Raw genomic sequence first — 13938 nt, 5'->3', positions numbered from 1 at the left:
CAACCACTCCATGGTTAGCAGTCACTTAAAAAACATCAACGATCTGCATTAAAAAATCTTGGATCTTCTGAGGTAGATCACCCCGAATGATCAAGGCTTGTAATAACCGATTGCGATTATACCAACAATTCCAAAAGCCTTCATTTTCTTGTGGGCGCATAATCATTAATTCACGCTGCCAAGCTTGCAAGAGCAATAAAAAATAATCCGCATAAAATTTATTTTTATTGACCAAATTAGCGATTGCTAACGCCAACCGATGATCCTCACCAAAGATCAACGGTGATTCCAATCGCTGATAACGTGCTAACAGTACCGTTAAATAAAACAGCTTATTAGCTCGATTAAGTGACGTACTTTCAGTCAGTTCATCCAGTACATTGCCAACATGACTATACGCGTGTGCCCAACCACGGGTCCCAATATAGCCGCGACCATCTGTTTCCATTGCCATGTAAGCAGAGATCTTGAGGCTGACTTCCTCTAAATCAGCGGTTTGTAATGTGTGATAATGCATCCGATCAACATACAAAATTCCTGACAAGATCATGACACTAAAAGAACGTAAAAAAATGGCATTACTTTTCGTCTCCAAAATATGCCCGTACAATATATTGGGGTCAAGTAAACGATGAAATATTCGTTTGATTTGCGCTGCACTTAATAATCGTGCTTGGAGAATATCGTTAAATAAGAAATAGACGCCTTTATCGCGTACCAAAGGATCGGTTGCCGCTAAATGTGCCAGTAAAAAGTCAATTTCAGCATCACTGATCGCAGTCAATTTTTTCTGCTTGATCTGTAAGCGCAATGACTTGATTTGCGCTAATGCCGCCTTATTGTCTTTCAACACTGGTACCGGAGTTCTTTTTTCATGTGGTAAATTATCGATCAACTCACCAACTTTTTGAGGTAAACGTTGATAAAGTTCGCCGCGACTCAATCTAGTTCTTAACTGGTCCAGCTGGCGAAGCGTTTCAGTTACTGCATCCGTCATATGCTGCCTCCATCATTTATTTTCATAATATCTTATGTCTAGTTTAACATTAAACCGTTCAGCCGGCTCGCATCTGCGCAATGAAAATGCTATATTGAAAGTATTAATTCATTCGTGCTTAGTGACCGTCTGGCTGGTACTAAGCATCATGTGCAGAAAGGATCTTGAACGTGAGTAAGAAACATGACAAAAACGCTAAATTAAATAAAACTTTAGTCGAAAAAATTCTTGATCAGGCCAAAATCGATTATACGCAATACGAATTTCCGACTGAACAAGATGGTGATGTGCGTCAATTGAAATTAAGCGAATTGAATATTGACGACCACATGATCTATAAAACCTTGGTCATGACAGGCCAAAAAACAGGCCCGATCGTTGGGGTTGTCCCAGTTGATGAACGGATCAGCTATAAGAAATTTGCTAAAGTGACCGGTAATCGTAAGGTTGGCTTAGTGCCACTAAAAGAATTAATTGCCACAACTGGCTATGAACATGGCGCAAATACACCGATCGGTATTCACCAAAAATATAATTATCCAATCTACTTCAGTACCACTGCCAAAATCCAACCAGAGATTTTAGTTTCTTCCGGTAAAATTGGTCGCTCCGTTCGGTTAGACCCGCGTAAACTAGTCAAATTCCTTGGCGCTAAGTTTGCCGATATTACTGAAGAAGACTGAACGCAAAAAAAGCCGCAAATGCGGCTTTTTTGCTTTATTGACGAATCTGACCAGAACCCCGAACCACATACTTGGTCGAGGTCAGCGCAGTCAAGCCCATCGGTCCACGGGCATGTAATTTTTGTGTACTAATACCGATTTCCGCACCAAAACCAAATTCAAAACCATCGGTAAAACGGGTTGACGCATTAACGTAAACCACCGCTGCATCGATTTGTTTCGTGAATTGCTGACTATGCGCATAATCATTGGTAATGATTGCTTCTGAATGCTTCGTATTATACCGATTAATATGCTTGATTGCCGCATCCAAGTCAGGTACGACTTTGATTGCCAAAATATAATCATTATATTCAGTTGCCCAATCTTCAGTAGTAGCTGGTGTGATCGTAGGTAAAATTGCCTGTGCTTGTTCATCGCCACGCAACTCAACATTATATGGTGCCAATGCCGCTGCCAACTGTGGTAAAAATTGCGCCGCGACTTGCTGATTGACCACTAACTTTTCCATGGCATTGCAGACTGCTGGTCGTTGCGTTTTTGCGTTGATAATAATATCCCGGGCCATCGCTAGATCAGCAGAGTCATCAACGTAAATATGACAATTACCAGCCCCGGTTTCGATCACCGGCACGGTCGCTGTCTGGACAACTGTTTTAATGAATTTGCCACTGCCACGTGGAATTAAGACATCGACGTAATCATTGAGCCGCATCAGTGCTTGTGCCGTCTCGTGTGACGTATCCGTGACCAATTGGATTGCTGCCGCTGGCAACTGTAAATCAACAAGCACTTGCTGCAAAACAGTGGCTAAAGCAATATTAGATTGCAACGCCTCTTTACCACCACGTAAAATAACCGCATTTCCAGATTTAAAAGTCAATGCCGCCGCATCAACAGTTACGTTGGGCCGCGCTTCATAGATCATTGCGATCACGCCTAATGGCACTCGTTGTTGGGCAATTTGCAACCCCGCATCGGTTTGCCAACCTTTATCGATCACACCAATTGGATCGGCTAAAGTTGCTACTTGGTGCAACCCCATTGCCATTGCTTCAATTCGTTGCTCATCCAATTTTAAACGATCGCGCATCACCTGACGTACCTGATTGGCATTAGCCGCCGCCATGTCCTGTCGATTAGCGGCTAAAATTGTTGGCGTCGCTGCTACTAGTGCGTCCGCCATCGCTAGTAAAACTTGATTTTTTTTAGTTGTTGCCAATTGACCTAATGTAAACGCGGCTGCTTGAGCAGCCTGCCCCATTTCCTGGATCGATTGCATGCCACTACCTCCTCTACTTCACTTTTAAGGTAGTTAATTAGCAAAACACACTAATTAACCTTGATGTTACTATGGCAAAATACTGCCGCAAGAAATATGGCCTTAGCCATGATGTTCACTAGTTAATTGCTGTACTTTAGCCGCTTTAAATAATGTCCCCACAGGTTCACCAGCTAAAATCCGATAAATAATCTGTGGATCGCTACCGTTAGCTAAAACCATTTGCTGATCATTAGCAATGATTCGTTTTGCTGCCTTTAACTTGGTGACCATCCCACCAGTCCCATATCTAGTGCCGTGACCGCCAGCAGCAGCTAAGGTCGTCTGATCGATCTGCCGTACCTCAGCCAACAAGCGCGCGTTTTTATCTTTAGCTGGATTGGCCGTGTAAAAGCCATCAATATCCGATAAAACGATTAAAAGATCGGCATCGATCAGATTGGTAATGATAGCCGCTAACACATCATTTTCACCAAAAGTAGTCAAATGATTGAATTCTTCAACTGCGACACTATCATTTTCATTGACGATCGGGATCACATTCATTTTGAGTAGATTCTGAAAGGTATTTAAGGCGTTGCTATGGCTTTGTGGATAAGCGATCACATCACGCGTCAACAACATTTGACCAACTGTTTGATTATAGGTACCAAATGCCCGGCCATAGATGCCCATTAATTCACCCTGACCAACGGCCGCCACTGCTTGTTGCTCCGGTAAGGTTGTGGGTCGTTGCGCCAAGCCCAACTTATTCATCCCAACACCAACCGCCCCCGATGACACTAGCACCACTTCTTTGCCCTGGTTCTTCAGATCGCTGAGCACCAGCGCTAAGCGAGTGATCGTGTGTAGATTCAATTGATTATTAGGGTAAATGAGGCTACTGGTTCCCACTTTGACTACGATCCGTTGCGCTTCAATTTGCCGCATCTCTGCCATAACACACTCATCCTTTATTAATTATTAGTGTTACATTAAAATTATACTCATTCTACCACAATCCCGATAGTGAACAAAGCTGTCGGTGTCAAAACTTGAATTAGCCAGCCAACACGCGTAAATTAAAGACGATAGCCGTTTTATTTTAATGAAAGTGGTGAGCAAATGAAACCTATTGTCCCAACTGAAAATGGGTACTTAGCTGATGAATATGGTAAATATGCACCAGATACCGCGCGTGGTACTAATGGCGGTCCCAATCGTTCATTCCCAGTGCAAGTTGCTGAGTTACCGGCCGCAACTAAAGCCTGGGCGCTAACTTTGTTAGACTTTGATGCCGTGCCAGTTGCTGGTTTCCCGTGGATCCACTGGTTAGTAACTAATATCGCGCCAGAACAAACAACCTTACCAGCCAACGCCAGTCGTGACTTAACGACTCAATTGATCCAAGGTAAGAATAGTCTGGCTTCACCGTTTGTTAAAAATAATGATCTGGACGCAGCCAAACATTATATTGGCCCCACACCACCGGACAAAACCCATAATTATCAATTAACGGTATACGCACTTGATCAGTTATTACCTCTAACTAATGGCTATTGGCTGAATGAGTTCTATCACGCCAGCGCCGGCCATATTTTAGCACAAGCTCAAATTGAGTTACCTAGTCGGGCTTGATTTAAAAAAGACGTCAACTTTTTTGTGGTTGACGTCTTTTCGTTACTCTTCAACTAATTCTAATTCCGGTGCTGCCACTGGTTCAGCAGGTTGCCCATGAACTTTTTGTTTCAATTGTTCGGCTTTACGGAGTCGCCGAATCGCCTGTAAATAAGTGATCACTAACACAATACAGGAGCCGATCCACGCCAATGGTTCAGCTGCAGCAGCACCAGCATAGCCAAATGGTTTGACTAAAGCAAAAACCGCTAAAGCGCGCATCCCTAATTCAGCAATTCCGGCAATGATCGAGATCATGCTGTAGCCTAATCCCTGTAGTGTGTAGCGCATGACAAATAAAATATCAAGAAAAACATAGCCACTGGCAACCACCAAGAAATAAGTCTGCGCCAAATCTAACACTGCTATATCGTTACCGATGAAGAAAGTCACTAATGTACGGCCACTGATAATAATGAGTACACTGAGTACTAAACTGAAAACAACAGATAACAACAAACTCTGACGCACACCTTTGATGATTCGACCATATTCCTGGGCACCAAAATTTTGTGCAGCATAGGTACCTAGCGTGATTCCCAATGACATCATCGGCAAGGTCGCGATCTGATCAATTTTACTGGCTGCAGTTGATGCGGCAACAGCGTTTGTTCCTAAATCATTTAACGCCACTTGTAAAATGATGGCACCGATGGCGATAACCGATGATTGAAAGCCCAGTGGTAAACCCATCCGTAAATGTTCCCAGTACAAGGCTTTGTCCCATTTCAAATCGCGCCAAGTGACTCGTAAATACGGAATGTGCCGCCAAATATAAACTAAACAGAGTAAGCTGGCCACAATCTGCGCTGAAACTGTGGCGTAACCGGCCCCAGCAACGCCTAAATGAAAGCCCATGATCAACAAAAAATCAAGCCCAATATTGATTACACTGGCGATCATTAGAAAGATCAGCGGTGTTTTACTATCACCTAGTGCACGCAACATGTTTGATAGTAAGTTGAACATCATTGAGGCGATGATCCCAGCAAAAATGATCTGAATGAAAGCAACTGCCTGCGGTAAAATTGAAACCGGTGTTGCCATCATCACTAAAAATTCACGTGTGAAACGTAAACTGATCACCGTCAATAAGCTAGCAACAACTAAGCTGATCACGATGCTAACTCCAAAACTACGCCGGACACCACGAAAATCATGCGCACCAAACCGGCGTGCCGTTAACAACGATAATCCAGTGGTCATACCTTGAGCAAAACCGATGATCAGAAACGAGATCCCACCAGTTGCACCAACTGCCGCCAAAGCCTCAACCCCTAGCGTCTGGCCAACAATCAAAGTATCCGCAATATTATAAAACTGCTGGAAAAAATTACCAATTAATAATGGTAATGTAAACCAGAGAATCAATTTTAATGGCCGCCCTGCAGTTAAAGTACGCACGACAAAATCCCCTTTCATTTTCAAACCTCGTTTAGACAATAGTGGATAGTCTACAAGGATTTTCATGAAAATGCAAGAGGATTGAAAATAAAATTTTAATTGGTTATGGCGGCAGCAATTAGCGACTAAAACTACCTAGGTACTTCACGTGATGCCGTTGTGCTAGCTGAGCCAAAGCATCCGCTAACACCGGTGATTGGCCGGCTTGACCACCGATTTCAATAAAAAAGCGATAATGACCTAACTCACGCCGGGTAGGCCGCGACATGATCGAGATCAAATTTAAATGTCGCTGGGCAAATTCCTGGAGAATCTCACTCAATAAGCCAGCCCGATCTGTGTGCGGCGTAATATAACATAAAGCTCGAAAATCTTGTTGCCACGGCTGTACTTGTTGCAAAGCAGCAGTCTGTTTTTTGACCACGATAAACCGAGTATAATTTTCAGTCGTATCGGTAACATCAGCTAATTTCAGAAAAGTATCTGGTAACTCCGCCAAATGAAATTGAGGAATAATAGCTGCGTCGCCGTGCGCTGCCGTTTGTAATTTATTAAACGATAGCATATTACTTTCGGTGGTCAAACGTTCAGCTTGTGGTAACTGCGCTAGGATTCGTTCACACTGTCCCTTGGTTTTAAACTGAACGTAGATCCGCTTAATACTGGCCAAATCAGCAGCATTTGCGGCTAAGGAAAAGCGCACCGGCACTAACGCTTCACCGACTACCTGTAGCTCCGCATAACTTAAAATTGCTAATGTATTTTGAACATAGCCGTCCAATGTATTTTCTAATGGTAATAAGGCGTACTCGGTTTCTGCCTGCACGCTAGCTGCTACTTGATCGATTGAATTATAGTAAGTCAATTGCCAAGCAAACTGCTGCTGACGCAAATATTGTTGTGCAGCAATATCACTAAAGGTCCCCGCTGGTCCCAACACCGCTAAACGTGGTGACATCACATCACCGCCAATAGATTTTCTTCCACAAATTGTGGTAATTCTGCCAGAGCCATTGGATAAATAGCTGGCTCGCCAATCGCCTTTAAATAGATCAAGTTTACCCGGCCACCCCGATTTTTCTTATCCTTTGCGATTCGCGCATAAAAATCGGCCTGACCAATTAATTTACTAGTTAGCGGTAACCCAACGGCAGCTAACTGTTGCTGTAATTTAGCGGTCATCCCCGCTGGCGTTAAGCCGGCATGTTCAAAACACTGCGTCAGTGCCACCATGCCGATACTGATTGCTTCACCATGCGCCAAAGCACCATTGGCACCGGCTTCGATTGCATGACCAAAAGTATGACCAAAATTCAGGATTTGTCGTAAGCCGCCCTCTTTTTCATCCGCCATAACAATCTTAGCTTTGAAAGTCACGCTGGCCTGGATCAATGCTTCAGCCAAATCTAAAATAGCTGCAACCGATTGGACTTGGGTCACCAATTGCCAAAAATCAGGGCTGGCAATGGCAGCCATTTTAACTACTTCCGCATAGCCCTCAACTAAATAACGCTGCGATAAAGTCGTCAACGTAGCCGGATCGATCAATACTGCATCAGGCTGATAGAACGTTCCAACTAAATTCTTACCCGCCGGTAGATCGACGGCGGTTTTACCACCAACACTACTATCGACTTGGGCTAACAAAGAAGTTGGAATTTGAATAAAGGCTAAACCGCGCATAAAAGTTGAAGCCACAAAACCAGCTAGATCACCGACCACACCACCACCAAGCGCGATCACACCAGCACTACGCGTGAAGCCATCACCTAATAATTCATCATACAGTGAAGACGCCACACCTAATGATTTAGCTGCTTCACCAGCAGTCACGGTGTAAAGATAGACTTGAAAACCTGCATTAGTCAATTGAATCCGCACCTTTTCTGCGTACAATGGTGCAACGTTACTATCACTGATCAGCGCAACTTGCTGTACTTTAGTCCAGTGCTCCCGCACCAAGGTACCTATTTGCGTCAAAAGACCATTTTCAATGTAGATCGGGTATTCTTTTTGTGGTAACTTAACTTCAATTTTTTGCAACATACTGCCTTCTTCCTCTATCTCACTTTAAGCTGAAAGTTACTTAGCAAAAATTACTAAGTAAGCATATGATTGTCACTACCCTTATTCCCAACTATCCATTAATTGACGAATCGCGTAAACTTGTTCCGTCATCTTTAAGTAAGTATCTGGCTTCAATGCTTGTGGACCATCAGAAAATGCGTGTTCTGGGTCATCATGAATTTCGACGATCATACCAGAAGCACCAGAAGCAACACCGGCATGGGCCATTGGTGTAACTAGATCCCATTCACCAACTGCATGGCTAGGGTCAACAAGCACTGGGTAATGGGATAATTTTTGCAACACAGGAACCGCTGCTAAGTCAAAGGTATTACGGGTATATTTATTATCGAACGTTCGAATACCGCGTTCTAACAACATGATCTGATGATTACCGCCAGCCGCAATGTATTCTGATGCATTTAATAAATCATCGACCGTTCCAGCTAAACCACGTTTCAATGCTACTGGAACGTTAGTTTTACCAACTGCCTTTAGTAATGAGAAGTTTTGCATGTTACGAGCACCGATCTGGAAAACATCCGTGTACTTAGCAATCAAGTCAACGTGAGTCTCATCCATAACTTCTGTGATCACGTCCATACCATTTTCATCAGCTGCTTCGCGTAAGTATTTCAAGCCATCTTCACCTAAACCTTGGAAACTGTATGGTGAAGTCCGTGGTTTATAGGCACCACCCCGCAATAGCGTTGCACCACCTGCCTTAGCTACCTTAGCCATTTTTCGGACATGTTCTTCTGATTCAACTGAACAAGGACCAGCCATCATTGTGAAATTACCTTTACCACCGATCACAGAATGTGGCAATTTAATGATCGTATCTTCTGGTTGGAACAAACGACTCCCTAAAACGGCAGCTGGCGTTTTTTCAATCACTTCAGCAACTACACCCGCTTCAGCAGCAGATAATTCAGTCGTTTTAACTTCAGGAATTGCTAAATGGTTTTTGATGCGAATAACAGTGGCTGGAGTTGCTTCCAAACGCGCAATCAAGCCCGCAATAATTTGTTCGTCTGCATTTGTCTTTAATTGTATGATCATCATTAATTACCTCATTTTTATTATTTTTGATAGAGCTGTTGTTCTAATGCTTGGGTTACTTTTGCCAAGGGCATTTCAGCGCCAGTCCATAGTTTGTAAGCTAAGACACCTTGCTGGATCAGCATCGGCAATCCATTATACGTAGGATGTCCGAGCTGTCGCGCTGCCTTTAAAAATGCCGTTTCTTTAGGGAAATAGATCACATCGCTGACTACAGTCGTTGGTGGTACCTGAGTCAACACAGTCTGTGGTATCGGTAGCGCTGTACTACCAGCACCCATCCCAATATTAGTGGCATTGACCAATAAATCACTACTTTTTAGCGCAGCGGTCAACTCATTTGTAGCCGCATAATCATGTAATCTAATCGTTACTTTAGTCGCCGCGGCGATTTCAGTCAATTTGGCTGCTACTGACGCGTAGGTGGCGTTACGCCGCTTAAACACATCGATCGCGGTGACACCCGCTTGACCAGCCGCGGCAATAATGGCTAATCCAGCACCGCCAGCACCTAAAATTGTCAAATGAGCGTTCTGAAAAGTCTGCCCTTGCTGCGCCAAACCAGCAAAGAATCCTGGACCATCAGTACTATGGCCAATCAAGCGCCCGTTTTGATTGACGATCGTATTGACCGCACCGATCAACTTAGCTTCCGGTGCAATCTCATCTAATAGTGGAATGACCTGTGCCTTAAATGGCATGGATAGATTAGCACCACCAAAATTCAAAGTCCGCATACTCGTAACCGCAGTAGCTAAATCAGCCGTAAAATCAAAAGCTAAGTAAACTGCATTGATTTTCTGTTCAGCAAACGTGGTATTATACATCAGCGGCGATAAGCTATGCTGCGCCGGATGCGCAAAGAATCCATATAACTGTGTTTTACCATCGATCATTAAATCACACTCCGTCGAATCGGCGTTTGTAGCCGGTTATCGGCCCGCCATAATTTCTGATAAGCAGCAACCACAGCATCACTAGTAAAACCATATTCCGCCAAGACTTCAGCAGCAGGACCACTAGCACCAAAGGTATCAATACCAAGGCTTAAGCCATCTAAACCAATGAACCGTTCCCAACCTAGTGTTGCGCCCAACTCAATTGATACCCGCCGGCGAATATTTCGCGGCAATACTTTTTCACGGTAAGCCGCTGGTTGTTGCATGAACCGATCGAAACACGGCATTGAGACTACAGCCACATCATGGCCGAATTTGCGCAAACGCTGTTGGGCGGCGATCACCAAAGCAACTTCAGAACCAGACGCAAGTAAGATCCCTTCAGCTTGTTTACGTTGTTGTGGTGAAATCACATAACCGCCACGACTGACACCGTCAGGGTGATTTAAGCTACCTTTTAATACCGCCAAATCCTGCCGTGTTAATACTAGCACCGATGGTCGGTCATTGGTAGTCATTGCCAAACGCCAAGCAGCAACTGCTTCATTGGGATCAGCTGGACGAATCACACTGATGCCAGGCATAGCTCGTAGACTCATCAATTGTTCAACCGGTTCATGAGTTGGTCCATCTTCACCCACAGCCAATGAATCATGGGTAAAAATATAAGTCACAGGCAATTTTTGTAATGCCGCCAAACGAATTGCACCACGCATATAGTCTGAGAAAACGAAGAACGTGCCACCGAACACATGACTACCACCGTGCAAAGCAATGCCATTCATTGCTGCGGCTTCAGCAAATTCACGAACACCAAAGTTTAAATTGCGTTCTTGTCGCGCAGTGGCGCTGAAGGAACCGCTGGCAGCAATATCCGTTTTATTCGAAGAAGCTAGATCAGCTGCACCACCCCAGAGACTAGGTACCTTAGCCGCTAGTGCTTGGATCATCTTTTGACTCGTGATCCGACCAGCTTCACTATCCCCAATTTGATATTTAGGTAGATCACTCTGCCAATCAACTGGCAATTCTTGTGCTAACGCGTGGTGTAACTGAGCGGCTAATTTAGGTTGTGCCTGCTGATAGGTGGTTAGTAATGCTTGCCATTGTCGATGAGCCACCTGGCCACGTTCCTGCACCCGCTCAGCAAACCGTTGCTTAACTGCTGCTGGCACTGTGAACGGCGCTGCTTGCCACCCAAGACTTTGCTTAGTCGCCGCCAAATCAGTTTGGCCTAAGGGGGCCCCATGGACCAAATGAGTCCCTTGTTTAGGTGCGCCATAACCGATTGTGGTTTTAATTTCGATCATACTTGGTGCGTCTGTCAACTTAGCCGCTGTAATTGCCGCATCGATTGCCGCCAAATTATTACCATCACTTACTTTTTGGTAATCCCAACCATAACCTGCAAATCGTTGTTGGGCGTCATCAGAAAAAGTACGGTCCGTCGCACCATCTAGTGAGACATCGTTTGAATCGTACAGAACAATTAATTTATTTAACTTTAGGTTACCAGCTAAACTGGCGGCCTCATGAGAGATTCCCTCCATCAAGTCACCATCACCACAAATCACATAAGTGAAATGATCGATCACTTTCTGTTCTGGCGTATTATATTGCGCCGCCAAATGCGTTTCCGCCATCGCCATCCCAACGGCCATTCCCAAACCTTGACCTAAGGGGCCTGTCGTTGCATCAACTCCCGCAACCAAACCATGTTCAGGATGTCCTGGCGTCATACTGTGTAATTGCCGGAATTGTTTCAGATCAGCCATACGGGTTGGAAAACCACTCAAATGCAGCATGCTGTATAGCAAGGCTGAACCATGCCCTGCTGATAAGACGAATCGATCACGATTGACCCAATCTGGTGCTTGTGGATCGACTCGTAAATGACGACTATATAAAACGTAAGCCATTGGTGCAGCATCTAAAGGTAATCCGGGATGTCCTGACCCTGCCCGCTCAATCATATCAATACTTAAAGCCCGTAATGCATTCACACTCAACTGATCTGTTTCATCAAACATATAAATCCCTCCGTAAGTAAAAGTAAAAGGTCGCACAACATGTTATTTGCTGTGCGACCTTAGACCTCATCTTAGAGAGATAGCCTAATAAAGGTTCCCAAAAAGAAAAGCCACACAGCTGATTTTCTTAAATCATCCATGTGGCCAAGTTTTTAATACACGCTTAAAGACTATTGGCTCGCATAGATGCAGACTTCGTGTCTGCATCTAGCTTACCGATGCAGACACTACTTAAAGAACCAATAGTAATAATACGTATTCGATTGTGAAATTAGGGTACACATTCGGTTTACTTGCGTCATATTAAAAAATCCTTAGAATTGAATGAAATTAGTATAACAACTGTCTGTGAGCCCGTCAACCTTTTTTTGAAAAAAACATTTAGTGCTTAACAATTACCTTATTCCGTTTTACAATAGAATTGTAGTTGTGACCAATTACAGGAGGCTGATGACTTGGCGGCTCTTATTGAAGGTGCCATAATTGTAACAGGGTTGGTGCTCATGTTATTTCATGATAAGCATCATCTTGGTGATGAAGGTTAGGAACAATTCAATATCGCGGTATGGCGGACGCTTGACTTGCTGGAGGCGCAGATCAAACGTTCTTTTTATACACTTTTTTAACGACCACACCTAATCTGGCCATGAATAGACAGTTACCTGATCGCCGACCTGTAAGCTCTTCCCCTTTATCTGTTCAATTAAACAATTATTATCGATCATATTATGCAGTACCGACGCGTAATGCCCCTTTTTATCGATCACTACCTCAGTTCCGGTCAATTTTGCCCGTACAAAACGGCGCATACTGGTTGCTGGCATTTTGCCCGCTACTAAGCGCGCTGTTTGTTTTTTTAAATTAAAATGTTCATTCCGCTGAAAACGCACTAACAATGGCCAATAAAACAAGTGAAAATTAACCATTGCCGCAAACGGATTCCCTGACAAGGATAGAATCAATTTATGCTGCCAATTAGCTGCAAAGATCGGTGTTCCTGGCCTTAAATTCACAAAATGAAATAGTGGTTGCCCTCCATTGGCTGTCAGCGTTGCCGGTATAAAATCCTTTGCTCCAACAGAAATACCGCCGGTCGTAATAAACAAATCAGCTTTTTGTTTGTTTTGCGTCAATAACGCCATTAATTCGGCTGGATTATCCTGACAAATCGTTTGTAGTACGACTTGACCACCAGTACGCTCAATATACGCCGCTAAAGAATAAATTGTGCTGTTATAGATCTGATTCGGTGCTAGTGGCTGTCCGGGGATAACTAATTCATTGCCAGTTGCAATCAAACCAACACGTAAACGCTGTAGTACTGGGACTGTCGTATAACCTAAGCTAGCTAATATACCAACACTATCACCATTCAAGTAAGTATACGGTTCAAATACGACTTGTCCACTGATAATATCCTCACCAATTGGCATCAGATTTTTCCCAGCCTTGATTGGTTGATAAATTTGTACAACAGCTTGTCCCTGATCAGTTAATTCTTGTTTAACCACTGCATCATAACCCGGTGGAATTGCTGCACCGGTCATAACTCGGACTGCCGTACCCATTCGTGGTGTATAGCTCATGTGATCACCGGCATAGATCGTCCCTAAAACAGTTAATCGTCTTGGTTGCTCTGGACTTGCCCGAACAACATCAGTAGCGTAGACAGCGTACCCATCCATCGCTGAACGAACAAAGTTTGGCACCGCTAAGGGCGCTTTAAGGGCGCAGGCAGTCACACGGCCACTAGCTTGTGCTAAAGGAACCAATTCACTATCAATTTGTGGTGATAATGCTCCTGTAACTAATGCAATCGCCTGTTCTAGTTCAATCATGAACCCGCTCCTTTCCCCAT

Annotated in this window: 12 protein-coding genes; 2 read left to right on the top strand and 10 right to left on the bottom strand. The window is 44.0% G+C overall.

What is annotated here, in order from left to right:
- Positions 1–25 precede the first annotated feature (25 nt).
- A complete protein-coding gene (locus LC20001_RS06070; protein WP_010009756.1) occupies positions 26–997 on the bottom strand; it encodes a DUF2785 domain-containing protein in 972 nt (323 codons plus the stop codon).
- A 170-nt stretch (positions 998–1167) separates the two neighbouring features.
- Here LC20001_RS06070 and LC20001_RS06065 point away from each other — a divergent pair, with 170 nt between their 5' ends.
- On the top strand, positions 1168–1680 hold the full coding sequence (locus LC20001_RS06065) for an aminoacyl-tRNA deacylase (protein WP_003678319.1): 513 nt from the start codon (positions 1168–1170) through the stop codon (positions 1678–1680).
- A gap of 34 nt (positions 1681–1714) precedes the next feature.
- On the opposite strand, the gene LC20001_RS06060 is transcribed toward LC20001_RS06065, so the two are convergent.
- Together LC20001_RS06060 and proB are read right to left on the bottom strand one after the other, a co-directional pair.
- Complete coding sequence (locus LC20001_RS06060) at positions 1715–2962, bottom strand: glutamate-5-semialdehyde dehydrogenase (protein ID WP_010009758.1); 1248 nt, start codon at positions 2960–2962, stop codon at positions 1715–1717.
- A 102-nt stretch (positions 2963–3064) separates the two neighbouring features.
- On the bottom strand, positions 3065–3901 hold the full coding sequence (proB, locus tag LC20001_RS06055) for a glutamate 5-kinase (protein WP_010009759.1): 837 nt from the start codon (positions 3899–3901) through the stop codon (positions 3065–3067).
- Between the two features lie 165 nt (positions 3902–4066).
- On the opposite strand from proB, the gene LC20001_RS06050 reads away from it, so the two are divergent.
- On the top strand, positions 4067–4579 hold the full coding sequence (locus LC20001_RS06050) for a YbhB/YbcL family Raf kinase inhibitor-like protein (RefSeq protein WP_010009760.1): 513 nt from the start codon (positions 4067–4069) through the stop codon (positions 4577–4579).
- Between the two features lie 42 nt (positions 4580–4621).
- On the opposite strand, the gene LC20001_RS06045 is transcribed toward LC20001_RS06050, so the two are convergent.
- The 7 genes from LC20001_RS06045 to LC20001_RS06015 all read right to left on the bottom strand — a co-directional run bounded on the left by LC20001_RS06045 (position 4622) and on the right by LC20001_RS06015 (position 13918).
- Positions 4622–6040 (bottom strand): MATE family efflux transporter, encoded by a 1419-nt coding sequence (locus LC20001_RS06045; protein ID WP_010009761.1) that lies wholly within the window; start codon positions 6038–6040, stop codon positions 4622–4624.
- Positions 6041–6140: 100 nt separating this feature from the next.
- Positions 6141–6980, bottom strand: a complete 840-nt coding sequence (locus LC20001_RS06040; protein WP_010009762.1) for a prephenate dehydratase — start codon at positions 6978–6980, stop codon at positions 6141–6143.
- Positions 6980–8068 (bottom strand): 3-dehydroquinate synthase, encoded by a 1089-nt coding sequence (gene aroB / locus LC20001_RS06035; protein WP_010009763.1) that lies wholly within the window; start codon positions 8066–8068, stop codon positions 6980–6982. The genes LC20001_RS06040 and aroB overlap by 1 nt, the downstream gene beginning before the upstream one ends.
- An 81-nt stretch (positions 8069–8149) precedes the next feature.
- A complete protein-coding gene (gene aroF / locus LC20001_RS06030) occupies positions 8150–9151 on the bottom strand; it encodes a 3-deoxy-7-phosphoheptulonate synthase (protein WP_003678326.1) in 1002 nt (333 codons plus the stop codon).
- 20 nt (positions 9152–9171) lie between these two features.
- Entirely contained in the window at positions 9172–10047 is an 876-nt protein-coding gene (aroE, locus tag LC20001_RS06025) for a shikimate dehydrogenase (protein WP_003678327.1), read from the bottom strand.
- The gene (gene tkt / locus LC20001_RS06020; RefSeq protein WP_010009764.1) at positions 10047–12080 is read right to left on the bottom strand and encodes a transketolase; all 2034 of its coding nucleotides are present in this window, start codon (positions 12078–12080) and stop codon (positions 10047–10049) included. Before tkt ends, aroE begins: the two co-directional genes overlap by 1 nt.
- Positions 12081–12715: 635 nt before the next feature.
- Positions 12716–13918 (bottom strand): molybdopterin molybdotransferase MoeA, encoded by a 1203-nt coding sequence (locus LC20001_RS06015; RefSeq protein ID WP_003678330.1) that lies wholly within the window; start codon positions 13916–13918, stop codon positions 12716–12718.
- Between the last annotated feature and the right edge of the window lie 20 nt (positions 13919–13938).

This window comes from Loigolactobacillus coryniformis subsp. coryniformis KCTC 3167 = DSM 20001 (genome assembly GCF_002706425.1).
GTDB lineage: Bacteria > Bacillota > Bacilli > Lactobacillales > Lactobacillaceae > Loigolactobacillus > Loigolactobacillus coryniformis.
The sequence above is the reverse complement of the archived record's forward strand: the minus strand, read 5'-3'. Positions and strand labels throughout refer to the sequence as shown.

What these genes read in the sequence shown, in the direction of transcription:
- LC20001_RS06070 (WP_010009756.1), bottom strand. Translation starts at nt 997, where the DNA reads ATGACGGATGCAGTAACTGAAACGCTTCGCCAGCTGGACCAGTTAAGA.
- LC20001_RS06060 (WP_010009758.1), bottom strand. Translation starts at nt 2,962, where the DNA reads ATGCAATCGATCCAGGAAATGGGGCAGGCTGCTCAAGCAGCCGCGTTT.
- proB (WP_010009759.1), bottom strand. Translation starts at nt 3,901, where the DNA reads ATGGCAGAGATGCGGCAAATTGAAGCGCAACGGATCGTAGTCAAAGTG.
- LC20001_RS06050 (WP_010009760.1), top strand. Translation starts at nt 4,067, where the DNA reads ATGAAACCTATTGTCCCAACTGAAAATGGGTACTTAGCTGATGAATAT.
- LC20001_RS06045 (WP_010009761.1), bottom strand. Translation starts at nt 6,040, where the DNA reads ATGAAAGGGGATTTTGTCGTGCGTACTTTAACTGCAGGGCGGCCATTA.
- LC20001_RS06040 (WP_010009762.1), bottom strand. Translation starts at nt 6,980, where the DNA reads ATGTCACCACGTTTAGCGGTGTTGGGACCAGCGGGGACCTTTAGTGAT.
- aroB (WP_010009763.1), bottom strand. Translation starts at nt 8,068, where the DNA reads ATGTTGCAAAAAATTGAAGTTAAGTTACCACAAAAAGAATACCCGATC.
- aroF (WP_003678326.1), bottom strand. Translation starts at nt 9,151, where the DNA reads ATGATCATACAATTAAAGACAAATGCAGACGAACAAATTATTGCGGGC.
- aroE (WP_003678327.1), bottom strand. Translation starts at nt 10,047, where the DNA reads ATGATCGATGGTAAAACACAGTTATATGGATTCTTTGCGCATCCGGCG.
- tkt (WP_010009764.1), bottom strand. Translation starts at nt 12,080, where the DNA reads ATGTTTGATGAAACAGATCAGTTGAGTGTGAATGCATTACGGGCTTTA.
- LC20001_RS06015 (WP_003678330.1), bottom strand. Translation starts at nt 13,918, where the DNA reads ATGATTGAACTAGAACAGGCGATTGCATTAGTTACAGGAGCATTATCA.